Origin of the sequence: Methanobrevibacter sp. DSM 116169, from assembly GCF_046197865.1 — an archaeon.
GTDB lineage: Archaea > Methanobacteriota > Methanobacteria > Methanobacteriales > Methanobacteriaceae > JAHKLT01.
Genome location: NZ_CP166990.1, coordinates 628317 through 654541 on the forward strand (window position 1 = coordinate 628317; position 26225 = coordinate 654541).

The 26225-nt window shown below is 25.3% G+C and carries 27 protein-coding genes; 17 read left to right on the forward strand and 10 right to left on the reverse strand.

Going from position 1 to position 26225, the window contains the following annotated elements:
* A complete protein-coding gene (locus tag ACA134_RS03310) occupies positions 1–720 on the forward strand; it encodes a metal-dependent hydrolase (protein ID WP_409200761.1) in 720 nt (239 codons plus the stop codon).
* Here the strand turns inward: ACA134_RS03310 and rqcH are convergent.
* Positions 717–2708, reverse strand: a complete 1992-nt coding sequence (gene rqcH, locus ACA134_RS03315; protein WP_409200762.1) for a ribosome rescue protein RqcH — start codon at positions 2706–2708, stop codon at positions 717–719. The genes ACA134_RS03310 and rqcH overlap by 4 nt on opposite strands.
* 115 nt (positions 2709–2823) lie before the next feature.
* Here rqcH and ACA134_RS03320 point away from each other — a divergent pair, with 115 nt between their 5' ends.
* Complete coding sequence (locus tag ACA134_RS03320; protein ID WP_409200763.1) at positions 2824–3096, forward strand: hypothetical protein; 273 nt, start codon at positions 2824–2826, stop codon at positions 3094–3096.
* 36 nt (positions 3097–3132) lie between these two features.
* Here the strand turns inward: ACA134_RS03320 and ACA134_RS03325 are convergent, their stop codons facing one another.
* A complete protein-coding gene (locus tag ACA134_RS03325) occupies positions 3133–4941 on the reverse strand; it encodes a DUF2070 family protein (protein WP_409200764.1) in 1809 nt (602 codons plus the stop codon).
* Positions 4942–5658: 717 nt separating this feature from the next.
* On the opposite strand from ACA134_RS03325, the gene ACA134_RS03330 reads away from it, so the two are divergent.
* From ACA134_RS03330 to ACA134_RS03345, 4 genes are all read left to right on the forward strand, one after another.
* Positions 5659–6036 (forward strand): hypothetical protein, encoded by a 378-nt coding sequence (locus ACA134_RS03330; RefSeq protein WP_409200765.1) that lies wholly within the window; start codon positions 5659–5661, stop codon positions 6034–6036.
* Positions 6037–6298: 262 nt separating this feature from the next.
* Positions 6299–6826 carry a FumA C-terminus/TtdB family hydratase beta subunit gene (locus ACA134_RS03335; protein ID WP_409200766.1) on the forward strand — a complete coding sequence of 176 codons (528 nt, stop codon included), beginning with the start codon at positions 6299–6301 and terminating at the stop codon, positions 6824–6826.
* A gap of 24 nt (positions 6827–6850) precedes the next feature.
* Positions 6851–7921 carry a flippase-like domain-containing protein gene (locus tag ACA134_RS03340; RefSeq protein WP_409200767.1) on the forward strand — a complete coding sequence of 357 codons (1071 nt, stop codon included), beginning with the start codon at positions 6851–6853 and terminating at the stop codon, positions 7919–7921.
* Between the two features lie 8 nt (positions 7922–7929).
* Positions 7930–8547: an MBL fold metallo-hydrolase gene (locus ACA134_RS03345; RefSeq protein WP_409200768.1), complete on the forward strand. Its 618-nt coding sequence runs from the start codon at positions 7930–7932 to the stop codon at positions 8545–8547.
* Position 8548: 1 nt separating this feature from the next.
* On the opposite strand, the gene ACA134_RS03350 is transcribed toward ACA134_RS03345, so the two are convergent.
* Entirely contained in the window at positions 8549–9229 is a 681-nt protein-coding gene (locus ACA134_RS03350; protein WP_409200769.1) for a TIGR02253 family HAD-type hydrolase, read from the reverse strand.
* A 429-nt stretch (positions 9230–9658) separates the two neighbouring features.
* Here ACA134_RS03350 and ACA134_RS03355 point away from each other — a divergent pair, with 429 nt between their 5' ends.
* Together ACA134_RS03355 and ACA134_RS03360 are read left to right on the forward strand one after the other, a co-directional pair.
* Positions 9659–10285 carry a hypothetical protein gene (locus ACA134_RS03355; RefSeq protein WP_409200770.1) on the forward strand — a complete coding sequence of 209 codons (627 nt, stop codon included), beginning with the start codon at positions 9659–9661 and terminating at the stop codon, positions 10283–10285.
* Between the two features lie 4 nt (positions 10286–10289).
* Entirely contained in the window at positions 10290–10979 is a 690-nt protein-coding gene (locus ACA134_RS03360; RefSeq protein ID WP_409200771.1) for a hypothetical protein, read from the forward strand.
* Positions 10980–11031: 52 nt separating this feature from the next.
* Here the strand turns inward: ACA134_RS03360 and ACA134_RS03365 are convergent, their stop codons facing one another.
* Entirely contained in the window at positions 11032–11715 is a 684-nt protein-coding gene (locus ACA134_RS03365; RefSeq protein WP_409200772.1) for a DNA polymerase domain-containing protein, read from the reverse strand.
* 248 nt (positions 11716–11963) lie between these two features.
* Here ACA134_RS03365 and ACA134_RS03370 point away from each other — a divergent pair, with 248 nt between their 5' ends.
* The 4 genes from ACA134_RS03370 (at position 11964) to ACA134_RS03385 (ending at position 14502) form a co-directional block, all read left to right on the forward strand.
* Positions 11964–12347: a 30S ribosomal protein S8e gene (locus ACA134_RS03370; protein WP_409200773.1), complete on the forward strand. Its 384-nt coding sequence runs from the start codon at positions 11964–11966 to the stop codon at positions 12345–12347.
* Positions 12348–12418: 71 nt separating this feature from the next.
* Entirely contained in the window at positions 12419–13438 is a 1020-nt protein-coding gene (gene hypE, locus ACA134_RS03375; protein WP_409200774.1) for a hydrogenase expression/formation protein HypE, read from the forward strand.
* 48 nt (positions 13439–13486) lie between these two features.
* On the forward strand, positions 13487–13894 hold the full coding sequence (locus ACA134_RS03380; RefSeq protein WP_409200775.1) for an RDD family protein: 408 nt from the start codon (positions 13487–13489) through the stop codon (positions 13892–13894).
* Between the two features lie 11 nt (positions 13895–13905).
* Positions 13906–14502: a hypothetical protein gene (locus ACA134_RS03385; protein WP_409200776.1), complete on the forward strand. Its 597-nt coding sequence runs from the start codon at positions 13906–13908 to the stop codon at positions 14500–14502.
* A gap of 709 nt (positions 14503–15211) precedes the next feature.
* Here ACA134_RS03385 and ACA134_RS03390 read toward each other — a convergent pair.
* Positions 15212–15655, reverse strand: coding sequence for a thermonuclease family protein (locus ACA134_RS03390; protein WP_409201061.1), 444 nt, complete (start codon positions 15653–15655; stop codon positions 15212–15214).
* 1053 nt (positions 15656–16708) lie between these two features.
* Between ACA134_RS03390 and ACA134_RS03395 the strand changes: the two genes are divergently transcribed.
* From ACA134_RS03395 to ACA134_RS03410, 4 genes are all read left to right on the forward strand, one after another.
* The gene (locus tag ACA134_RS03395) at positions 16709–17083 is read left to right on the forward strand and encodes a hypothetical protein (RefSeq protein WP_409200777.1); all 375 of its coding nucleotides are present in this window, start codon (positions 16709–16711) and stop codon (positions 17081–17083) included.
* Positions 17084–17101: 18 nt separating this feature from the next.
* Positions 17102–17563, forward strand: coding sequence for a hypothetical protein (locus ACA134_RS03400; protein WP_409200778.1), 462 nt, complete (start codon positions 17102–17104; stop codon positions 17561–17563).
* 94 nt (positions 17564–17657) lie between these two features.
* A complete protein-coding gene (locus ACA134_RS03405; protein ID WP_409200779.1) occupies positions 17658–18344 on the forward strand; it encodes a PD-(D/E)XK nuclease family protein in 687 nt (228 codons plus the stop codon).
* A gap of 259 nt (positions 18345–18603) precedes the next feature.
* A complete protein-coding gene (locus tag ACA134_RS03410) occupies positions 18604–19890 on the forward strand; it encodes a DEAD/DEAH box helicase (protein ID WP_409200780.1) in 1287 nt (428 codons plus the stop codon).
* Here the strand turns inward: ACA134_RS03410 and ACA134_RS03415 are convergent.
* A complete protein-coding gene (locus ACA134_RS03415) occupies positions 19887–20684 on the reverse strand; it encodes a winged helix-turn-helix transcriptional regulator (RefSeq protein ID WP_409200781.1) in 798 nt (265 codons plus the stop codon). The two genes, ACA134_RS03410 and ACA134_RS03415, sit on opposite strands and share 4 nt — an antisense overlap.
* A 254-nt stretch (positions 20685–20938) precedes the next feature.
* On the opposite strand from ACA134_RS03415, the gene ACA134_RS03420 reads away from it, so the two are divergent.
* Entirely contained in the window at positions 20939–22174 is a 1236-nt protein-coding gene (locus ACA134_RS03420) for an ATP-binding protein (protein WP_409200782.1), read from the forward strand.
* Between the two features lie 445 nt (positions 22175–22619).
* Here the strand turns inward: ACA134_RS03420 and recJ are convergent, their stop codons facing one another.
* From recJ to glf, 4 genes are read right to left on the reverse strand one after another with little or no spacing between them, the layout of a single operon-like run.
* Entirely contained in the window at positions 22620–24023 is a 1404-nt protein-coding gene (gene recJ, locus ACA134_RS03425; protein ID WP_409200783.1) for a single-stranded-DNA-specific exonuclease RecJ, read from the reverse strand.
* Positions 24024–24043: 20 nt separating this feature from the next.
* Entirely contained in the window at positions 24044–24835 is a 792-nt protein-coding gene (locus tag ACA134_RS03430) for a DUF4422 domain-containing protein (RefSeq protein WP_409200784.1), read from the reverse strand.
* 25 nt (positions 24836–24860) lie between these two features.
* Positions 24861–25121 carry a signal recognition particle subunit SRP19/SEC65 family protein gene (locus ACA134_RS03435; RefSeq protein WP_409200785.1) on the reverse strand — a complete coding sequence of 87 codons (261 nt, stop codon included), beginning with the start codon at positions 25119–25121 and terminating at the stop codon, positions 24861–24863.
* Positions 25122–26222, reverse strand: coding sequence for a UDP-galactopyranose mutase (gene glf, locus ACA134_RS03440; RefSeq protein ID WP_409200786.1), 1101 nt, complete (start codon positions 26220–26222; stop codon positions 25122–25124).
* Between the last annotated feature and the right edge of the window lie 3 nt (positions 26223–26225).

A 26225-nucleotide genomic window follows, 5' to 3' on the forward strand; every position in this document is an offset into this window, starting at 1 on the left:
ATGGAAATTAGATGGTTAGGCCATTCTGCTTTTGAAATTATTAGTGATGATAATGTAAAAATTTTAATAGATCCTTTTATAAGTAATAATCCTGCTTGTCAAATACCTGTTGAAGAGCTATCTCCTGATTTAATTTGTGTTACTCATGGCCATATTGATCATTTTGGAGATGCAATGGAAATATCTAATTCTAAATCTGTTCCAATAGTAGCTAATCATGAAATTTCTCTATATTTATCAAAACAAGGAATTGAAAATGTTAGTATGAATATTGGTGGTTCTATTGTTTTTAGAGACATTAAAATTACAATGTTAAATGCAGAACATTCTTCTGATATTGATTTTGTTGAAGATTGTATTCCTGGTGGTAGTGCAGCTAGTTTTTTAATTACTTTTGAAGATGGAACCAAAGTCCTACATTGTGGAGATACTGGATTATTTGGAGATATGGAAACAATTATTGGTAATATCTACAAACCAGATATTGCTCTTGTACCTATTGGTGATAAGTTTACTATGGGTCCTTTTGAAGGAGCTTTAGCTACAAGATGGTTTAATCCTAAAGTAGCTATTCCGATGCATTATGATACTTATCCTGTTATTGAACAAGATCCTTTAGTTTATTCAAATTATGTTAAACAATTAAATCCAAATATTGATGTTTTACCTTTAAATCCTGGGGAATATTTTAAATATGACTCAGAAGAATATTCAGATTAATTTTCAAATCTTTTTCTCTCGTGATATTCTTCATCAATATCACATTTTCCAGATGGTAATACTCTGACCACATCATCTAATGTGATTATATCATCTTCATTAATTTTATGTAATATTTTCTTAGCTATAGCTTCTTTTTTAGTGTATCCTGGTTTTATTACTATATAATTATCTGTTTTTGCTTTTACAGCATCAATTGGTCCTGCCATTATTCTTTTTCCTTCATAATCCACTATTCCAATAGCTATTTGTAATTTTGCACCTCTTATGAAGTTTCTATTTCCTCTTATTACAAATGATCCTTTTGGTAAATATTCTCCACTTTCAGGTGTTTTTGAAACTTGGTCTGAATGGACCCAAAAAACATCTTGTGTTCCATAAGTTTTTGACCAAGCAGTTGAAAATGAAGCTGTGAAGATAGCAGATTCTTTAAGCAGATCGTCATTTAATGAATGATTATCTAATTTTATTACAACTGAACTTGCACCATGTATATCTGCATGTAAATAAATATCATTTTTCTCTAAATATTTTTTTACAATTTGCTCATTTGTATTAGCATCACGTCCTGAGATTACTAATGTATTATCAGAGCTTATAAACCATCTTAATTTTTCAAACCACTTCAAATCTTTTTTAACTCTTTTTTTAGGAACAGATACTCTTTCCATTTCAATTTCTTTTTTATCTTTAATTTTTGCAAGTTGTTTTTGCGTATTTTCAATAGCTATTAAAGCACCCTTTATCTTCCTTTTTGCTTTTTTAGATTTTTCATAATAATCTTCAGCATTTTCTGGAATAGTTCTTAAAGGATCAATATTTATAGAATAATCATCAATTTTTAATGTTAAAGTTCCAAGTTTGTCCATTGATTCAAATATTTGAGCTTCTTCCATTCCTTCTTTTTTAGCTTTTTTAAGAGTTTTAGCTATTTCATCCCAAGAATATTGTTTATCTCTAGCAGTTAATACAACATTAATTAAATTTTCTATTGTAGGATAATTAGAAAATATTATTTCTCCTTTTTTCTGACAAGTTTCAATGGTATCTTCAAATCCTTTTAATGTGTCGTTTTGAAGATCAAGTCTTTTTTGGAATTTTTTTACCTTTTTATTCCAAGCACTTTCTTTAACATCTTTAATGCCAGTATTTACCTTTTTAGAGTAAAATTCATCACATGCTTCATTAAAACTATCAAAATATTCCTTTTTAAGGTCTTTATATTGAATTAAATCAATTGGCACAACATCTTCTTTTTTACCTTTAACAATTTGAGGTTTAAATTCATTATTTTTTAAAGGTTTAAACACTTGTATAAGGGAATTATATATTTCTTTAATTTCTTCATCAGATAAACTATTAGCTAATTTTTCTTTATCAATATTTTTAGTGTTTAAAATAATTTCCTCAGCATATAAACTTCCAAGACCATTACTTGCTATTGTTCTAACAAGGTCACGATCTGAATCATTTAAAATATCTTTTAGTTCTTCTTCTGTAATATTAATCGGATCTATACCTTGTTTTCTAGGATAGACATATTCTTTTTTAGAACTTATATCTCTTGAACTTAATTGTGTTCTTTTTAAAGGTAAAATAATGTTATTTTCATCATCTAGAAGAATTATGTTTCCTTTATCAAATAATTCAATAATAATTGTATATGTAATGTCTTTTTTTACTTTTAATTCAATTACTCTATCAAAATTATGTTGTTTAATACTTACTACATTAGCTCCTTTAAGTCTTTTTCTTAGAAGCATTGGAAATGATGGTGGGATCTTAGGATTTTCTAATGGATATTGGCTAATATGTGTTCTAACACCTGCTTGAAAGACAATATCTACTCTACCGGTTCCAGCTTTATGAAACCTCATAACAACAGTATCTTTTGTTGGCTGAAATGATTTATCTACTCTTGCACCTATTAGTAAATCGTTTAATTCATTACATATTGTATATATGTCTACATTAGACATGCTTTTCATTTTTTACACCTATTATTCTTTTAAATAAATTTTCTATATAACTTTAAATATGATTAAATTTTAATATAAACTATAATTATTATAATTATTTTATTATTAATTTTGGAGGAATCACATGGAAAGTAGTCTTAAAGTTACAAGTATTCACATAATTTTTGCAATATTCGCATCAATATTATCTGCTGGAGCATCTCTTGGATGGTTTGGTTTTAAAAACGATATAATATCTATAGTATTTCTAGCTGTTTTTGTTTATATTGCAGGACAAATTTGTCAAAAACTATACAAAGATGATGTTGAAGGATTCTCAGCTTGGTTATGGGATGGAATTGTACCAGCTTTTTTAGTTTGGATTATGGTTTATACTCTTTTATTTAACTATTTATAAATATAAGTATTCTTTTTTTTTAATTTTTTTAATTTTTTAATATAATAACCACATAAGGGTTATTATTAAAGCTGCTAAGAATAATATTGGAGCTATTATTTTACTTACAGAAACAATTGAACTCATTGTTGATATTAATTCTGTTGAATTATTAGGTCCAAATGTTTTAAGACTAATTCTTTCAGTTTTAGTTCCTACTTCAACTTCTTCTAAATCTTCAATAGCTATTTGAATAGTTTTTCTAACATATTGGATTATTTCTTTTCTTTTTTGAGTACCAATTGGATTATATCCTTTAGCTAATGTATTCACTGAATGAGTATCAGTTGTCATAACTTCAATTTCATCAATAGCTAAGTCTTTAGTAGCTTCAATGATTTCTTGTCTAAAACCAATTTCCATATTATTTGAATCAAATAAAACATATGCAGTTCTTTGATTATTTACTTCTACAATCATAGTTTTAATACCGCTATCTCCAACTCCAGATGTTTTATCTAAGGTTTCCATTAAATCTTCATGACATCCTACTTTGATTGTTGATTCTTTTGGAGTATGATCTATTTTTTGAATTCCATCTATTAGCTCAAAAACTTCAGGATTTCCAGGTAATACTTCTCCACTTTCTTCTGTAAATGAATTATGACAATCTACAATTATCGCATCATCAATTTCACAGGTTTTCTGACTATATGCAAGCATTGTAAGTCCTACACTAAATTCAATATCATCACAACCATAAGGTGCAAAAGTACTAAGTAATATCATTCCCTTATTAAAGAATTGAACTCCTATATTTGATTTTTTCTCATTATATCTTTTAAAATCACTAGCTATATTTGAATATTCTAGATTTTCTAAACTATTTTTTATAGCTATTTCTATTTTATCTACTTCTTTAGTTGATACAGGATTAAAATCATGTGTAGATGGGCCATGAGCTATCATAGTAAAATGATCAAATTTATTTGCAAGTGTTGTAGGCATATTTGATCCTCCAATATCTCCTAAAGGACCTGGATGAACACATGGACTTACAAATAATGATTTTATTTCATTTCCTTTTTTAAAACTAACATAACTAATGAGTGTTTCAATAGTTTCTCCCATATCATCAAATAATCCTTCTAAAGAGCTGGAACCTTCATTCATATGTGCAATAAATAAACTTAAAAGATCTAAAACTCCAATACCTAAATTTTTCTTCATTGGAGATTCTACTATTGAAATAAATGAATATATGAATATTGCAAAGATTATACTTCCAATAATAGCTTTAATAAATAATGGTGTAATTCCAAGGCCAATTATGCTTTCTGCATGAGATACAAATGTTATGATGATAAACATTGTTAATGTGAGTAATGGTTGCATAGCTCCGATAAATACTGATTTAGTAAACCCTATTGATGATGTACTCCATAATACTATAATATTAAATGCAAAACTAAGTATAACTCCAAATATAATACTTTCTACACTTAAATCAACATTGAAAAAAACAGATATTATTGCTCCACCAAGCATTATAAATCCTATAGCTAACATTGATAAGAAAGATAAAAACATTGAATGTTTTGTTTTTAGATTAATTCCATGTAATGATGTAACCCATTGTTGATTCATTCCACCACTCATTATAGAAGCTATTCCTAATACGAAAAATCCAAAGGCTCCTCCATAAATTATCTGTTCTAAAAGCCCCATATCATAAACTGGATTTATTATAAAATACAATGCACCAATTATAAAACTAGCTACTATTATGTTTACTGTACTTATTTTTGTTGAGGGTAAGGTTTTGATATATTTTGATAATCCTGCTACACTACTCATACTTGACATTAGTTTTTACTCCACACTTTTTATTATATGCTTTAATTATATTATTGATATTATAAGATAATAACTTAATTACTTGAAATTTTTTGAAAAATAGCAATAATGTATTTTTTTGTACATTAATGTAAAAAAAAGAAAATTAATAAAAATTAAAATTTGTTTAATATCACTAACATCAGTTAAATGCATTTTACCCTCTTTAGATTTCGTTTTCAAAGCGTTACAATTTGTAATGGTTTCATTTCTGCTGATTTTAAAACGGCTTTTTAAAGTTCTCCAATATTGATCAGAGTTACTACTTTCAAATAATACTTCAATAATATCTACAACAGAAAAATAATAATCTTCTATTTACTTATTCCAAATTGTTCTTATTTTCCTGTGTTTCAAACAATTTTATTTCATTTTTATTAGTCATAGTTAATCACATTAATATATTCAAAGATATTTCCATTTTTTTTTGAAATAACTGAATTTTTTTCCATATGTTGAGTGTTGGCCAACATTATTTTGATTTTATTATTGTTTTTATTTTAAATTATTGTTTTTTCAATGTATATTTGTTGTTTAATAAAACATAGTGTTTTATATACTATTTAACATAAATAATAATTTGTAATTGGTTAATATATATTTTAATGATATTTTAGATAAAATTGTTATAATTATTCCTAAAAAAATATCTAAACGTGATCATTTAATGAATAGGGTTGAATTTTTATGGAAGAAGTTAATACTCTTAAAGCAACATATGAATATGACAATAAATTTGATATAATGGATATTGGTGCTGAAGGAGAATTTAAATATAAAAAAACAATAGAAATTGATAATAGTGTTTATATTGATTTTGATGAAAATAATGTTCCTTTTGCTCTTGAAATGTTTAATGCTTCAAGAATTTTCAATATAAGAAAACAAGATCTTCATAATCCAAAACATATTGATATGAATATAACTATTAAAGATGGAATAATATATTTAAAAATTACATATATTTATGAAACACATAATGCTTCTGTTATTGAAGAAGTAGATAAAAAAGTTATTAATGATTATAATATTTCCGACATGGAAACAGTATTAGTTACATCTTAATTTTTTTATTTTTGGTCTTTCTTGAGATAATGATTTATTCACTTTAATGTTAATAATGCCACTTGTATTCTTGTAAATGGTATAAAAAAAATATTATTAACGAAAAAATCTAAAAGAGCACATGAAATATAAAAAGTAGTGGTGCTAGTAATGTTATGGATTAATATTTAACATTTTTTCCTCTAAGAATTCTAATTCTTACATAAATTTATTTATTTAAAAATTTATATAATATATATGATTAATGTAATTAGGTGAATTAATGATAAAATTAGATGTTCCTATTAAAGATGATATTAGTAATTTAAAAGCAGGAGATGTTGTTTACTTATCTGGAAATATTTTAACTGCAAGAGATCAAGCTCATAAAAGAATCTTAGAAGAAGGTTCTCCATATGATTTAGAAGGTGTAGCTATTTTTCATGCAGGTCCCATTATAAAAAATGACGGAACAGATGATAATCCTAATTATAAAATGGTAGCTATTGGACCAACTACTTCAATGAGGATGAATCCATATCAAGCTGATGTAATTGATAAAGGAGTTAAATTAGTTATTGGTAAAGGTGGTATGAATGAATCTGTTCAAGAAGCATTAAAACGTAATGGTGCAGCTTATCTTGTAGCTACTGGTGGTTGTGCAGCATTATATGTTAATGGTATTGAAGAGATTGAGGATGTTGAATGGTTAGATCTTGGAATGCCTGAAGCTATTTGGAATCTTAAAGTTAAATGTTTTGGTCCATTAATTGTTGCAATGGATTCTCATGGAAACACATTATATAAATAACTTATTTTACTTTTTGGTGACTTTGTGGATAATATAGATGATTCTAATCAAGGTATTTTTGATTTTATAAAAGATAATAAAAAAGTAATTATTATATCTTTTATAGCTATTGCAGCATTACTTTTTGGAATTTTATTTTTATCTGGTTTAGATGATGTAGCTAAAGCATTAGAAAAAACTAACCTATATATTTTAGCTTTAACATTTTTAATTGAAATTGTTGTAATATTTTTATGGGCTATAAGGTGGAAATATATTTTAAATAAAATGGGTTCTTTTCCTGATTTTTCACATATTTTAGGAATATTAATTACAAGTTTATTTGGTAAAAATGTTACTCCTGGTTCTATTGGTGGTGAACCTTTAAGAGCTTATTTATTAACTGTTTATAATGATACAGATATTGAAGTTACACTTGCATCTACTTTTGTAAGTAGAGTTTTTGAGTTACTTCCTTTTATAATATTATCTTTAATATCAATTTGTGCATTACCATTTTGGTCAATAAATAGCTATTTAAAATTGTTTTTTATTATTTTAATAGTTTTAATGGTAATAGCTTTTATTTTTATAATCTATATTGGTATTAATAAAGATAAAGCAGAAATAATAATTGTTAAAATATTAAATTTAATTTCTCCACTTGTTAGAATAATTTTTAAAGAAAAATTTATTTATGATAATATAAAAGCTCAATTAATTGAATATACGGATAATTTTAGTGAAAGTTTTAGGCTTATTGTTGATGATAAGAATTTTTTTATTATTGGTGCAAGCTTAGCTTTAATAGCTTGGTTACTTGATTTATTAAATTCATATCTTGCTTTTATAGCTATTGGAATAGCTCCACCACTTGCTCCTTTTATTGTAATTTTTACAATATCTATTTTAATTTCATTTATTCCACTACTTCCAGGATCACTTGGAATTACAGAAATTATAATGATTTTATTATTCGCTCCAATTGGTATTGCCTCATCAAGTGTATTTGCAGCTAGTACTCTTGAAAGGTTAAGTTCTTATTTTTTCCCTACGCTTTTAGGAATAATTGTAGCATTTTATTATACAAAAAGAGGTTTTAAAAAAAGTTTATAGGTGTTAATATGGCAGAAATTAAATCTTTGGGAAATATGTCAAAAGCTTATTTAATTAAAGAAAATAATAAAAGTGTTTTAATAGATACTGGTGCAAGTTTTGATAAAAAATCTATTTATAATTCTATTAAAGATGAAAATGTACAATTAATTATTTTAACTCATAACCACTCTGATCATACATCAAATGCTAATTTTTTAGCTGAAAAATTAAATATTCCTCTTTCAATGACTAAAATAGATTATGAAAACATGAATAATGAGATTAAGAGTTATCCTTATGATTTGTTTGGTAGATTTTTACTTTTATCAACAAAGCTATTAGATTCTGTTTCAAAAAAAGATAAGTTAAATATTGATTTTTTTATTAAAAATAATGATAATCTAAAAGATTATGGAATTGATGCAAAAATTTACTCTCTTCCAGGACATACTGCAGGTTCAATTGGAATTATGGTTGATAATGATAAATTTATTGTTGGAGATGCAATGATGAATCATTTTTCTCCTTCACTTGCTAAAATTTTTGAAAATAAAAAAGAAATGTTAAAATCAGTTGATTTTATTAAAAATTCAGAAGCTGTAGATATATTTACAGGTCATGGTAAACCCTTTAAAAATAAATAGTTTATAAGTGTTTATCTACATCTCTAATATTTGAGATGACTTTAATATCTAAATTTTCATCTTTAATCCTATCTAATTCTTCTTGTTTAGGATTGGGATTAACATATATTGCACTCATTCCAGCATTTACTGCACCCATAACATCTTCTTTGAATTTATTACCAATCATTGTGCATTTTTCTGGATTTCCTTCCATTCTTTTTAATGCTTCTTCAAAAATATAAGGGCTTGGTTTTTCAAAACCTACTTCTCCAGAGGTTATAACTTCATCAAAAAATGGATATAAATTTAATCTAAGAAGTTTTTCCCATTGTTTAATTGTAATTCCATTTGAAATTACTCCTAAGCGGTATCCTTTACTTTTTAAATAAATTAATATGTCATTGGTTTTTGGATATGGTCTAAGTAGTGAAAATTTAACATTATGGTATGTAATCATTCCAAGAGCTATTAATAATGGGTCTTCTTTATCTAAAACTCTTTTAGTTAAAATATTAAAATGTTTATCATAGTTTGATCCTTTCTCTTTTATGATTTCTTTTAATAATTCATAAGCTTCTTCTTTTTCTAAAGGAAGTCCATTTTCAACTATTGAATCAATAGCTGCTTTTCTAGCCATTACAGCAAAACTAGATGTATCGAGTAATGTATCATCTATATCAAAAAATACTACTTTGTCCATAAGTGCACCTTGTAACTATTATATTTTTTAATCTATTTATATTTTAAAAATTTGTTTCTTTTATAAATAGAAGTTGACCAAAATTATTTTGTTTTTATTATTGTTTTCATTTTAGATTATTGTTTTTTTAATGTATATTTGTTCTTTAATAAAACATAGTATTTTATATACTATTTGATATAAATACTAATCTGTAATTAATTAATAAGCATTTTCATGATATTTTAAATGAATATTAATAAAAGAAAAATTATTTTGCAATGAATTTAAGTAAAGATTAAATTTTAAGTAAATAATGATTTAGCTTTAGTAAATTATGAAAAGTAGTTCTATTGGTGTCTTAAATTACAATAAATATATTAATTAAAAGAATATATATTATTATAAATAAGATATGTTTGTTTTAAGAACTTATTTTTTGGTGATTTCATGGTCATAGCTGTAAATGTTAATGAAAAAGAGTTTGATATAGAATATAATTTAAGTATTATTATTAATACTGTAAAAAAATTATTAGGTTTTTCTAATCAATCAGAAGAAATTAAAAAAGAGGGTTCTTTTGAAATAGTTATTATAACTTCCCATTTACAAGAAGCAGAAGTTCAAAATGAAGAGTCAATTAATAATATAAATGAAAACACAAACGATAATATAACTGCTATGCTTGGAAAAATTAAGAAAATTGTTTCTAAAGTTGAAAAAAACAATATATTGAATGAAGAATATTATGATTATGTTGAATTAGATAGGATAATAAATAATATTTTTGAAAAAGATATATCTAGCATTAAAGAGGAAGAAGTTACTTTATTATCTAAAATTCTTATAGAGTTTATAAAGATTACTGATTTTAAATTAAATATTTATTCAACATATGGAAAAACAAATAAAGAATTAGTTAAAAGTAAATTTAAAAAGGAATATATTAATTTTAGTAGAAATTTTTTCAAATTAAGAATGAATTATTATTCTGAAATGTATGAATCAAATAAAAAACACGATGACACGGTTCAAAAATTATTAGATGAAATTGCTCCTAATATATTAAAGGAATAATTAAATGACTTATTTTTTAGATACAAATGTTATTGTAGGATTTGTTATAAATCAAGACCCTTGGCATAATTGTGCTATGAATGTTTTTAAAAAGAAATGTGATAAATATATTTCAAATACAGTTGAAAATGAATTCATTGATTTATTAAATATAATTCCTATGGCATATAATCATTTTTTTACAGAATTAGAAAATAGTTTGAATAATAAATATTTTATTGAAGAAAATGAATTTATTAAAATTTCTAAAAATGTTTCAAACATGCAATTTTATAATAAAACTGTTGATTTGGATAAAGAAAAAATAGGTAAAATCATTTGGGATAAATTCGGAGCATATGGTGAAGTAAGTGTTAAAAACTTAATAAATCATATTAATGAAATATGCAATGAATTTAATAAGGTTTTAGCTAATAATTATTCTATTTTTGATAATCAAATTAAAAACCATATAAGAAAAAATGAATATTTAAATATTCATAAGCAACTAAAACATCTTGCAATCATTGAAAATGGTAAAAAAATTGTCATTCATTTTCCTGATGATGAGATTATATTAGATGTGCATGACTTATCTAATCAAAATATTGTCGATTTTATTACAGGAGATTTAAAATTATTTAAATTTAAAAATGACATATTAAATATAACTAATATTCCAAATATATTGCCATTAACTGATTTTACATTTTAATTTTTTAAATAGGATCCAATATTATTGAGTATATTTTTTAAAAACTATTTATCTAAAAGAAAGCATCTAAACTTACTTGTTTTTCTCCAACAGCTAAATCTTCTAAATCTTTTTTAGAATAACCTAATGAACTCATTATTCTTGAAACAGCTGGAATTAATTGATTATTGAGATAATAGTTAATATCATATTCATATCCATCGCTGTATTCATAAGGAATAGCTCGTTCACTTATTGATCCTTTTCCTTTTATAATAACATATTGAATTATTGTTCCTCTACTTACTTTAACTCCTCGTTCTTCCATTCTTTGAGCTGCTACTACGTGAGGACCAATTTGTTTATAATCTGATAATTTTTTAGTAATTTGGGTATGGATGATAAGCTCTTTCATATCAACTTTTCCAGTTTGAAGTCTTTTTAAAACCTTTTTAACAATTTCAATAGCTTTATCAGTATTACCTTCTTTTAAAATTACCATTAATATTTCTTCTTGTGTTTTTTTAGCTATTGGTGCCCAATCTCTTCTTACAAGTTCTAATCCTTTAGCTATAATAGTTCCATCTTCAATTACAGCATATCTTTTTTTACTTACAAAAAATCCTCTTCTATAAAATCCTTCATACTCTAATTCCATACTTTCTGGTAGCTCAGAGTTTATTTTTTTTAAGAATTTATGAGCTTGTTCTTTTATTTCCTTCTCAAGAGCTGTTTGTTCTTTAGATTCACTTTGCAATTTTTGCACCAAAATAATTTTAATTAATATTAATTATATTTTTTAATTGTAATAAAATTTTTTTATTTTTAAATATTTTAAAGCACATGATTTATATATAATGAAAAATTAATATTTTATTATCATTATTCTTTAAAGCTATTTTTTGTTCTCAATATGAATTAGTTTTATTCTTGCATAATTAATTTATTGAAAATAGCTTAAAGGTTGCGATTATTAAATTTATTAAAAACAATTAGGTGAATATTATGGCAATTTCTCAAGGTAAATCCACAAGAAGAGCTAGTGGGGCTAGAAATATAGACAACCGCGGAAAAAGAAAAGCGGAATTAGGTAGAGATCCTGCACAAACTAAAGTAGGGGAACGTAAAACTAGAAAAATTAGAACTCGTGGTGGAAACGAAAAATTAAGATTAGCAATTGATAATAAAGTTAATGTTATGGATCCTAAAAACAATAAATCTAAAATAGCTGAAATTTTAGATGTTGTTGAAAATCAAGCTAATCCCAACTATGTTAGACGTAACATCATAACCAAAGGTGCTATTTTAGAAACTTCTGAAGGTAAAGCTAAAGTTACCTCTAGACCTGGTCAACATGGTGTTATTAACGGAATTTTAATTAAAGATTAATTTCTTTTTTTTTATTTTAATTTTTTTTATACATTTTTTTTATTTAATTTATTTATTTTAGGAGATATTTTATGTCAGAAGATAAAATCGGTATGGGCCATGGTGCTGGCGGAGAAGTAATGAGTAATTTAATAGCTGAAACTATTTTAAATAATATTAGTAAAAAAAGTGTTGATGGAGGAGTTAGTCTTGATGATCTTGATGATGGGGCTACTATTCCATTAGGTGATTATGAGATTGTTATTACAACTGATGGTCATACAATTAATCCTCTTTTTTTCCCTGGTGGAGATATAGGTAGAATTTCTGCTGCAGGTACAATTAATGATGTTTCTGTAATGGGTGCAAAACCACTAGCTATTACAAATGCTATGATTATAAGAGAAGGTTTTCCAATTGATGATTTGGATAAAATCATGAAATCTTTAGATGAAACATGTAGGGAAGCTGATGTTGCAGTTATTGCAGGTGATACTAAAGTTATGGAACATGATAAGATTGATGAGCTTGTTATTGTTACAACTGGTATTGGAATAGCTAAAAAAGGCGAAATTGTAAGAGATTCCACTTTAAATGTTGGAGATAAAATTATTGTTACTGGAACTTTAGGAGATCATGGAATGAGCCTAATGTCTTTTAGAGAAGGTATGGAATTTGAAACAGATTTAACATCAGACGTTGCACCAGTTTGGAACATGATTAAAGAAGCTATTGATTTAAAAGCTATTACAGCTATGAAAGATCCAACTCGTGGAGGATTTGCAAATGCTATTAATGAAATGGCTAAAAAATCTGGTGTTGGAGTATTACTTAATCAAGAAGATATACCTATTAAAAAAGAAGTTCATGCAGCATCTGAAATGCTTGGAATTGACCCATATGAAGTTGCAAATGAGGGTAAAGTTGTCATGGGTGTTAAAGCTGAATTAGCTGATAAAGTTTTAGAAATTATTAAAAAAAATAAATATGGCCGTGATGCAGCTATTATTGGTGAAGTAATAGAAGGAGAACATGTTTTAATTGAAACTCCTGTTGGTGGTCAAAGGATTTTAGAAAGCCCTATTGCAGATCCTGTTCCAAGAGTTTGTTAATTATTTTTAAATATATGTTTATACAAAATATATATAGGTGAAAATTATATGCCAAGTATTTTTGTTAAAAGAACAATAGCTTATATTCTTGATTTCTTTGTTGTATCTGCATTTATGTGGATTTTATCATTTATTTTATCTATAATAGCTAATCCTTATAATATGAATGAGATTTATCATTATTTTGCATATGTGATTCCTATTTTAATTATGGTTTATTTTGTTTTATGTGAAAAATATAGAGGAGCTACAGTTGGTAAATCTTTAATGTATCTTCAAGTAATGAGTAGAAACGGTAGGAGAATTACATTTTTACAAGCTATAATCAGATCAATATCTAAAATTTATTGGATACCTATAATATTTGATTGGGCTATTGGAAAAATAGTCAAATCTGATGATAGAATTTTAAATAGACTTAGTAATACTATTGTTATTGATGAATTAGGTTATTAGGGTATTTTATTATGACTAAAAAACTTCAAGTTTTGTGGTATTTGAAAAAAGATGATTTTATTAATTATGCAATTGATTTTAAACCATTTAATGATAATAAAAAAATTGAAGGTTATGAAATATCAGAACTTGATGAGGATTTAATCTATGATTTAATGGATAAAAATCCTGAAGAGTTAGAATTACTTGGATTTTTCCAAAGTGAAAGTGAACTTAAAAAATATTTAAAAGAAAATATTGAATCTGAAGATGATCTTTTAACATATTATGAAAATATTAATTGGACTGGAGAAGATTATTATATTTCTTATGGGCCTGAAAAGTTAGGTTCTAATAAGATTCTAAATTGGTATGATGCATTAAAAGAAGAATATTCTAAATCTCTTGGAATTTGGATTCAATGGATTACAGGCTATGATACATATGACCTTAAATGTGGTGGTAAAGTATTAACATATGTTTTAGCAGATATTTTCAATTTGCCTGAATCTTATTTTAATGAATTAATTCCAGATAAAGGTATGATTTCTATTCAAGAATGGAATAGAGTTATAGAAAGAATGGAAAAAAAGTATCATTTAGAATTAGGACTTAAAAAATCTATTTAAGTTTTTTCTACTAAATTTTTTTAAATTAACACACTGAAGATTAACTAAAAATACTATTTTTTTAAATATAAAAAAAATAATCCAAATCAGAGGGTGTTCTTCTATTATTTATGTGGAGAAAATAATAATGTTACAACATACTCAGAAGATCCAATAAACTCCCTTACAAAAGTACTATTTTATTATAATAGTATTAGACAGTATAACCCTAAGGCTAAGTAAAAAACACCTAAAGTGATGTATATTTCTGCCATACTATCACCTCCTTTTGCAAAGATGAAGATACTTCGTGGAATACTATCTTCATATTGTTCGACTATTATGTTTCAATTATATTATTATTTTTAATTTTTTTAAACATAATCAAAGAAGAAAAGAAATCCCTCTATTAATATTAATATTTTTCATAAAATTTAAATATTTCTCAAAATGAAAATATGAATTAAAGTAATTTAAAAAAAGTAGTTATAACACTATTAAAGTCTGTTGCGGGGTTTGAATAAGTATAAACTTAAAACAAACCCACAAGAAGAATAGAACACAACAGAATCAACAAACCGATTTGCATCGAACAATAATCAGCTGAAGAATAGATGACTTTTTCCACGAAGTCAATTAATCATTATATGTTTCATATTATATAAAATTTTTCAAATCTTCTTTTTAAGTTTAAGAAGTATCATCTAGAATTAAGACTTAAAAAATCTATTTAAGTTCCAAGCCCTTTACTAAATTCTGATGGTGGAATATACATTATTTCTGCTAAATTTTCTTGAAGTAATGCTTTATTAATATTTGTATCTTCTGTATAGATTATAGCTAATGTTCTATTGTACTTATCTTTATTTCTTGCATCATCTATATCTAGATAAACTGTTTTGCCGTAGCATTGGTTGTGCACGAAATCTTTTGCTTCTTGATATCCTTTCTCATTCTTCTCAGGAGTATTAACACCAACAAAACGTATTTTTCCAACACCTTCTACCCAAATAGTATCTCCATCAACTACTTTATAGCATTTTCCTGATGCTTCATAGCTCACATTTGTTGTTTCATTTGTAATTATATCTTTTATTTGTAAAGTTCCAATTGATGAATGTTTATTTGCAGATGCATCACTAGGCATAAAACTATCTGATAAATTTAAAGCCATTCCTCCAATAAATATAATTAACATGATTATTGAAATAGTTTTTCTTCTCATTAAACTTATATTATTATTTTATTTTTTAAATAAGTTTTTCTTTTTACTAAGAGGGTTGGCCAAAATTATTTTGGTTTTATTATTGTTTTTATTTTAAATAATTGTTTTTTCAATGTATATTTGTTTTTTAATAAAACATGGTACTTTATATACCATTTAATACAAATAATAACTTGTAATTGATTAATAAATATTTTAATGATATTTTAAAGGAGTTTAATTTATTATTTTGATTAAAAAAATTTCTTTTACAAGAATATTGATGTGAAATCCAAACACAATATTTAAAAAGAACTTAAGCAAAAAAAAGAACCCTTTAAAAAAACAAATAACTTAATCAATTATGTACCGTGGGAGGAATGGGAATTTAAGCTCGTGCTACTATGGTTCATAAGAACTATCTAAACAAGAAAAAACCAAAAATAACATTTTTGGCCGACCCTCACTAAATTGAAATCTATTAAATTTTCTTTGAGATAATTATAAATAAGATTTGAATTTTATATTATCATGTAGTAATTGGTTTTACAATTATGATTTGAGCTTTCATAGTATTGTATTTTAATTTTTCCAATAAATTTACCAATTGCTACACTTTTTTTAAAATAAAAAGGGTTAGTAAAAATTATTCTTAATCTTTTACTTTTACTTTTTTGTTTTTGTTTCTTTTGGTATTACATCTTTTTTTAATACTATACTTAATTATACATACTAATCATGATTGAACTTAAGAAAGGGAATGTTGTTCCTTATGATGGGTATTTGTACAGTGCTGAAGAACATGAATGTATGATTCAAATTAAAGAATTTAGTAGGCCGTTGGTTGAGAAAGTGTTAAGGGATATGGAAAATAAGTAATTTTGTTTTAATTGTTATGTGTTTGTATGTATCTTGTTTTTTAGTGAATACTTACTTGTTTATATTCATTATTTTTTTTATAAATTTTTAAATATTCGATTAATCAAATAATAAAATATAAAAAATTTTTTTAAGTGATTGATTATGAATAAAATTTTAACAATAATATTAATAACAATATTAGCATTAGCAAGTTTAAGCATGGTTAGTGCTGTTGAACCTGAGAAAGATTCAGAAGGTTATATTACAATAAAACCAACTGCTTATCGTGAATTTAGTTTTGGCGACCCACTATTTGAAAATTTAGGTATTTGGTCTATTATTGATGTAGGATATGGTGAAGATATAGATCATTACTATATTGATGATGGAGATAATGATGGTGATTATTTTGAGTTTAAAACATTTAATGGCTATGATGAAGTTAAAATTAAATATCATGAGAATACTAAGTTTGGTAACTTGCCTTTGAAAGTTATTACTGATATGAAAACTGTTAGTGGTGAAAAGATATTTTAAAGATTAAGGATTTTTAGAATGGAAAAAAATATTAAAATATTAATTGGAGTTATTGCAGTAGTAATAGTATTATTAGTTTTAGTTGTTGCAAGTGGATTTATATTTAATAATGATACAGATACAACAAATAATTCTACTATTAATATTACTAACAATAATACCACTAACTTAACAGTAAACAATACTGTTGAAAATAAAGCTACTGAAGAAAGTGTTGAGAAGACTGTTTATTCTGCTTATTGTATGATTTGTGGTGCAGGACTATCAACAGCTGAAGCTAATGATTGGTATAATCAGGGTAAGGTATGTATGGATTGTGCTAATAATCCTTATTATCATACTGAAGAAGGTAGTAAGTATGCTAATGAAAAATTAGGGTATGATTCTAGCGATAATCTTGAATCCTCATCTCAAGGTATTGAATATCAGGCAGCACCAATGGATCAGGGTAGAGGTTCAGTTGCTTCAAGACCAGTTTAATATTAGAAATATAATTATTTCTTTATAATTTTTTTTTTTTAAATTTATTTGCTCTCGAAAACTACTTCAATAATAAGCTTATATTATTATAATTATGGAAAATAAAATTATTAAAAATACTACAGATAATTTAGAGATAAAAAAACACCCTGATATTAAAAGTCTTCAAATTATTAACGGAAAAAACAATTTTCCAATAAGTATGCTTAATAAACAAGGATATTGTGAATATTCAATTTATTTAGAACATATTAAAAAAATTAAAGTAGGTCCAACAAGTGCAATGCTTAGAGGTAGCTATGTTCACCAAGAATTAGAAGATGAATTTCTAAAAACTGCTACACCTACAACATTTGAAGAGGCACTTGATAATTCTAAAAGTGAAGCTATTTTATCTCGTGAAATGGGAGTTATATCTCCAGAATATGGTATTAGAGGTTTTATTGATGAGGTGCAAATGACTCCTGATGAATTTGTAATTATTGATGATAAACCAGGAACTACTCCATATGATTCAACAATAAATCAAGTAAGAGCATATTGTTTAGCTTTTAAGCAAATGGTTAAAGGTGATAAACGACCAATAAAAGGAGCATTACGTGAGAGAGGAACAGATAATATCTTTTTTATTGAAGAATTTGATACATCTAATGAAAATAGAATTAAATTCTTACTTGATAGAATGGAAGGTTTATTTAATGAAACCAAACCATTTGTACCTACAAAAAATAAAAATAAATGTTTAAAATGTAGATATCAAAGTTATTGTGATCACTTTTAAATAATTTATTTTTTTAATTTTTTAACTATAAACTAAATTTTCAATTTAAAAGTCAATCTAATTTCAAAAAATAAAAATAGCTATTTTAATTAAATTTTACAAAATAATTTAAATCTTCTAAAATAGAAACCTTTTAATAAGATAAAAAAAAGACTTAATTACAGTTAAGTTATAGATTTTAAATTATTTCTTATTTTACTAAATTTTTTATATTATACATTTAACTGATTTTAATTATTTTACTTAACAAGAAGATATTATGAGCGATACTACATTTAATGATTTTAATATATCTAATGATATTAAAGATGCTATTAAAGATATGGGATTCGAAAAGCCAACATCTATTCAAAAAATGGCTATTCCAGAAGCATTAGAGGGAAAAGATGTCATTGGACAAGCACAAACAGGAACAGGAAAAACAGTTGCTTTCTCAGTACCATTACTTGAAAAGATTTTTATAAAAGATAAATCTCCACAAGCTATTATTTTATGTCCTACAAGGGAATTATCTATACAAGTTGCAGGTGAAATCGAAAAACTTTCTAAAAACATGAAAAAACTTAGAGTTTTAGCAGTTTATGGAGGTCAACCAATAGGTAGGCAAATTAGAGCACTTAAAAAAGGTGTTCATATTATTGTTGGTACTCCTGGCAGAGTTTTAGATCATATTGATAGAAAAACTTTAGATTTAACTGGAATTGAAACAGTGGTTTTAGATGAAGCTGATGAAATGTTAGATATGGGTTTTAGAGAAGATATAGAACATATTTTAAGATTTACTCCTAAAAATAGACAAACTTTACTCTTTTCAGCTACTATTCCAAAACCTATTAAAAAAATTACAAAACACTATCAAAAAGACCCTGTTCATTTAAAAATAGCTAAAAAAGATATGGTTGTTCCACAAATTGAACAATATTACTTTGAAACAAAAGATAAAGATAAACTTGATGTGTTATGCCGTTTAATCGACTTACATGATGTTAAATTAGGGCTTGTCTTTTCAAATACTAAAAGAAGAGTTGATTTTTTAGTTAGAAACTTAAAAAAACGTGGATATTCTGCTGATGGAATTCATGGGGACATGACTCAAAACCAAAGAGATAAAGTAATGGGTAAATTTAGAAATGAAAAAATCAATATTCTTGTAGCAACAGATGTTGCAGCTCGTGGAATTGATGTACCTGATGTAGAAGTTGTTTTTAACTATGATGTACCTAATCACAATGATTATTATGTTCACAGAATTGGAAGAACAGGTCGTGCTGGTAAAACAGGTTATGCATTTACTTTAGCTTCTGGACGTGAACGTAAGATATTAAAAACAATTGAAAAACACACAAATACTAAAATTAAAAAACAAAAGGTTCCAACCTTTAAAGAAATGGAAAAAATTAAAGATGGTATTCTTTTAGATGAAATTAAAGAATCAGTTAATAATGATAATCTTAAAAAAGAGCTATTTTTAGTTGAATCTTTAATAGAAGATGATTGCAACCCTATTTTCGTTGCAGCAGCATTATTAAAAAAGATTAAATCTTAATCTTTTTTACCATTTATAGTATTATATTTTATCTTCTCATCATCAAGCTCACGCATAAATGATTTAGTCATATCTCCAACAGATAAAACTAGAACATCTAAACCTTTTCTTGCAGCATTTGCAGTAGCTTGAGTTGCAGCATGTTCTATGTCAATTGGTATATCTAAAGAATTTGCAATTGCATGTGATATTGTACCAATTCCAGCAACTACTAAATTATCAGATTTTTCTTTTTTATATGTTTTTTTAATTAAATCTATGTTTGCTGCTGAGGATCCTCCTTCTTTTATTGTAGGTAATGTTATAATATTAACTGTACCAACATCATAATCAATAAGGCCTCGTAGTGAATCTAGGGCAACATCCATTCCTTTTTTTGCATCTCTTACAACAATACCTGTAGCATTAGACTTTTCATTACCTGCATATAATATTCCTTTTCTCATATAAAGACCTACAACATCTCCTGCTTTAAGGTCTTCATCAGCTATAGCTGGCCAAACAGTTTTATATGAACTCATAGTTTCTAAAACGTCATCTGTAAATTTTCTTAAATCAATAGCTTCTTTTTTTACCTTATCAATTCCAGTTTGTGTAATAGTATAAGGAGATCTTCCATCTTTAGATTTAATATATCCTTCTTCAATTAATGTTTTAATGTTTTCAGATACTGCTTGAATTGTAATTCCTAAACTTTCAGCTAAATCTTTTTGTTTTAAATGATAATCTTGTTTTGCTATCTCAGCAAGTATTTGAAAATGAGTTAATGTTCCTCTTCTTTTAAAATTTTGCATAATCATCCCTCTTAAATATAATTTAATATATGTACATTTTGATTTATTAAACATTTCTACTTAATTGTTTTAAAAATTTTCAGTTGATGTTAAATTATGCTTTTAATTTTAGTTTGAAGAATTGTATTCACTTTAAATTAATTATATAGTTTAATACAAAAAATATTTCATATATAAACACTAATCAATTTAATAATAAATAATAACTTAATAATTAAGTAGATTATTTGTATTTAAAAAGATTTGGTGTGTATATGAATAAAAAATTCAAAATTTTTCTCAGTAGTAATCAAATAGAATTTGAAAAAGAAAGAATTGTAATTAAAAATATAATAACTAAAGATCCAATATATAATAGCTTATTTGATATTTTTCTGTTTGAAGGAGTTCATGCATCAGGCAAATCACCTGAAAAAGTTTATTTAGAAGAAGTTAATGATTCTGAAATTTATATTGGTTTAATTGGAGATCAATATGGTACTGTTCAAGAAAATGGATTTAGTGCAACAGAAAATGAATTCAATGAATTTGTTAAAGGATTATATTCAAAAAATGTATATATTTATATTAATCAAACAGAAAATGCTGATAAAAACTCAAAAAATTTTCTTAGAAAAATTAAAAACAAATATAAATATTCTAATTTTCAAAATATTGAAATTCTTAAGACTGAAATTAAAAAAAGTCTTCATAATTTTGTTTTTGAAAAGAACATTATATCTAATAAAGATTTTGATGAAAGGATAGTTATGAATTCTAATTATAAAAATGTTGATGAGGAAATAGTTAAAAATTTTCTCAAAAAAACAGATATAAGTCATAATTTAGGAGATATCTCTGAAAATATTAAAAATACTTTATTAAATAGATTAAATGTCTTGATAAATGTTGAAGATGAATTAAAACTTACAAATACTGGAATTTTATTTTTTTCTAAAAATCCTGAAAAATTCATTCCCCAACATGAAATTAGAATGATTAGGTTTAAAACTAACATTCCTACTGAAATTATTGATAAATTGTATGTTAAATCTAATATTTGTGATATATTAAGAAATGCAGAACTTTTTTTTAATAGAAATACACAAGTAGCCAGTAAAATTACGGGTTTTAAAAGACAAGATATACCAGAATATCCATATGTTGCTATTAGAGAAGCTATAGTTAATGCAATAGCTCATAGGGACTATAATATTAAAGGAAGTGTTATAACATTTTTTATTTTTCCAAATAGGATAGAAGTTACTAGTCCTGGAACATTAGTGCCTCCACTCACTTTAGATGAATTAGGAGACAAACCTGTTCATAGGAATATTAATATTTGTAGATTACTTGAAAAAACTATGTATATGGAAGAAGCAGGTTCTGGAATTCCTAGAATGAGAAAAGAAATGAGAGAATATAATTTAGAGGAACCAATTTTTTCACAAGAAAATGATTTTTTTAAAGTTACGTTTCATGGGCTAATTATGAATATGATAATTCTTTAAATTATGAATCAGATACTAAAGAAACAATGGAAAATAGTTTAAATTATAGACAAAACGAAGTTTTAATATTCTTAAATAAAAAAAATAATTCAATTTCTATTAAACAATATTCTAAAATGTTTAACATATCTCGATCTACTTCAATAAGAGACATAAGAGTTTTATTGAATTTAAACATGGTGCGAAAAATAAAATTTAAAGGTCAAAGAGAAACTTTTTATATAATTAATAAATGATGACATGTTTTGTGACATGTTTTGTGACATGTTTTGTGACATGTTTTGTGACATGTTTTGTGACATGTTTTGTGACATGTTTTGTGACATGTTTTGTGACATGTTTTGTGACATGTTTTGTGACATGTTTTGTGACATGCTTAAATTATAAAAAGAGATTTTTATTAAAAATTTCAATATAATTTAATTAAAAATAGCTATAAGTAAAATTATAGTTGACCTTTTAAACTATTATTTAATTCATCTAAAAAATCATCTAATTTATCTTCTGGAATATATGCACCACATGCAACAGAGTGACCTCCACCATTTCCACCTAATCGCTGTGAAATGTCACGAACTAAATTTCCAAAATGAATTCCATCATATGCAAGTAATCTTGAACACCTTAAAGAAATCTTATAATGATCTTCATCACTTTTAGTAAATCCAAGCATTGGTTTTTGCCAATTACCTAAACTTAAAATCATTCCAGCAATTGTACCAACAACTTCTGGTTTAATAGCTTCACCATTAAAATATTGAATGTTATCAAGTTCTATTATTGAATCTTCTTTTTCAATATTTCTAATCTGCTCTGAAAGGTAAGCTCTATGATCTTTAGTAATAACCTCTAGTAGATCTAATGCTTGAAAACGATCTCCTTTTAAAATTTGTAAAGCTACTTCTTCTTGATTGTTCCTTCCACATGCATTCATAGCAGTTGAAAATTCAGATGCATCTCTTAGGAATGTATGATCTTCTTCTGATAAGAACTCATAAGAATCAGCTATTATAAGCTTTGGAATGTGTTTAACATATTTTGGAGGAAGTTCTAATGATAACATTGCAAATAGCTTTGAGAAGAGCTTTTTTTTATCTTGTGGTGTTAGATCACTTAAAGTAGTACTTCTTGAACCTATTTCTTTTGGAATACCTAATTCTTTTAAAATAGCTATGCATTCTGTTCTATTATTTGTTAAAGGTAGTTTAACATCACTAAAATAAGATAATGCTACAAATAGTGGTCTTGTTTCTCGTCCATATAATGATAAGTCATTATCATGCTTTAAAACTAAGCCTTCTTCTATACTGTCATTTAAAATAATTTTATTTAATCCTTCAAATTTACCAGTATGAGTATTTTGCATATCTCCAATAGCTGATAAAACACCAATCCAACTTAAATCAGTGTAATTAAATTCTTTAGCTAGAAAATAACATAATCCTCCACCACAAACATAATAAGATCCATCAATACCAAAATGAATAGGATTAATTTCTAAGTAAGTATAGTCTTTATCTTTATAATAATCTTTATCTCTTAAAGGAGGGTGGTGATCTAAAATAATGATTTTATTATTTTTATTAGCTAATTTATCAACTTCTTGACCAGATCCTAAATCTGAAAAGATTGTAAGTTCATGTTTAAGTTCTAGGTTATTGAGTTTATCTAAATTTACAAATTCTATTACGTGGGGTTTATTTAATCTATCTAAAATAGTTGATAAAATAGCTCCTGATGAGATTCCATCACAATCATTATGTGAATAGATTTTAATGTCATTTGATTCTTCTATGATTTTTTTAGCTTTTATATACAGTTCTTGCATTTCTACTGGTAGTGTTTCCATATTAATTCCTTTTTTTTAATTTATAGTAAAAATTTATTGTGAATATATAATAAAATATTTGAAATAATTGGGATTCTAGTTATTAAAAAATTTAATTTAGGAAATTTTTTATCTGTCAAATATAAATATGTTTCTTTAATTTTTAATTGGTGTTTTTTTATATATACATATAATAAAGTTTCAGAAAAATATCCAAGGAGTCTTTGATTATTATCAGGATATTCTTCAAAGTTTATTTTTGTTTCCATCTTCTTTAATATTTCAAATAACCATTTAAAATAATCATCTGCAATTTTTTTATTACAGATAAACATATTGCACCAATAAGTTTCATTTCCATTTAAAATATCATCATATGTATCTAAATATTCTGGAAATCCTTCTTTAATCACAGATCTTAGTTTATCATATTCTTTAATTTTTGGCCCAATTTTAGATTTTTTTTCAGTTTTATCTAGATGATTATATAATGAACGATGTGTTTTATATTTTTTTGGAAGAATAATGTCATTTCCTATTAAATATGATTCTATATCTTCTTTTTTTAATTTATTTAAAAATAAATCTTTTACAAGAAACCTTCTGTAATGAAAAAATCCTATGATGTCAGTATTACTATTTTTCCAGGCCCAATATTCTCCTGTTAATTCAGCATAATATTTATTTAATCTGGAAATATTATCTCCAGTATTATCTACTTGGTATCCATTTGTATTTTTTTGTGATTCAGCACCTACTAATAAAGGCACACAATAAGAATCTATGTCATGTTCTATTTTTTTATGTGTTAAAATATATGTAATCAATTTCATTTTTTAAACCAAGTGCCTATAATTATTATTTTCTTATTTTTTCACTAATTTCTTTTAAAAGTTCTGTTTTCTTTTTATCTGTTTCAGCTATTACCATTCCACTTTTAACATACCATTTTCCAGGATATGATTTTTCCTTCTCAATTGTATATTGAACTTGAAGCCTTTTTAAAGCTTTTTCAATATCTTTTACAGTTGGATTTTTAATAGCTTTTTCTTTTGAAACTTTTCTTCCTTCATTTAAAGAAAGCTCTTCATTAAAGTATTCTGGCCATATTATAGTCATTCAATCACCTTTAATTTTATTTTGAAATATATCTAAAGCATTTTTAACAATTAAATCCATATTAAGATATTTATATTGAGCTAATCTACCTAAAAATATAGTGTTATTTTCTTTATCCATATCTTTTTTATATTCTTCAAATTTATCTAAGTATTCTTGTGTTGGATATGGATAACATGGTTCATCGTCAAAACCAGGGTATTCTTTCATAATAGTAGTTTTATTTGGTATTTCTTGTGATGTGAGTTTTTTAAACTCTGTAATTCTTGTAAAATCATAATCATTAGGATAGTTAATAACAGCTACTTCTTGATATGAATCTTGATCATATGTTTCTGTTTCAAATCTTAATGATCTGTATAAAAGTTTACCATACTTATAATCATAGTAATAGTCAATTGGACCAGTATATATTAAAGTTTCATATTCAATATCATCTATAATGTCTTTATAATCAGTATTTAGAATTATTTTAATTTTATCAGATTCTACCATTTTATCACACATTGCAGTGTAACCTCCTTTTGGCATTCCTTGATATTTATCTTCAAAATATCTTGTATCATGATTAAATCTAAATGGAATTCTTGATATAACTGATGGACTTAAATTTGCAGCTGAAGTTCCCCATTGTTTTTCAGTGTAGTTTTTAAAGAGTTTATTATATATATCTTCTCCTGCATTAGCTAAAACTACATCTTCACTTGATTTGATTTCTTTAATTGGAACTTTTTCTTTTTCAATCCAATCTTTCATACCTACTTCATCTAAATCAAGATTATATAATTGGTTTATAGTATCTATACAAATTGGCATTGGAACAAGTTTATTATCAACTGAACTTAAAACTCTATGTTCATATGGAATCCATTTTGTAAAATTACTCAAATAATCATAAACTTGTTTTTCATTTGTATGGAATATATGAGGTCCATAATTTTGAATTAAGATATTATCCTCATTATATGAATCATAAACATTACCGCCAATATGGGAACGCTTTTCTATGATTAATATTTTTTCATTTAGATTGTTTGCAATCTGTTCTGCTATTGTAAGACCAGATAAACCTGCACCAACTATTACATATTTATATTTCATTTG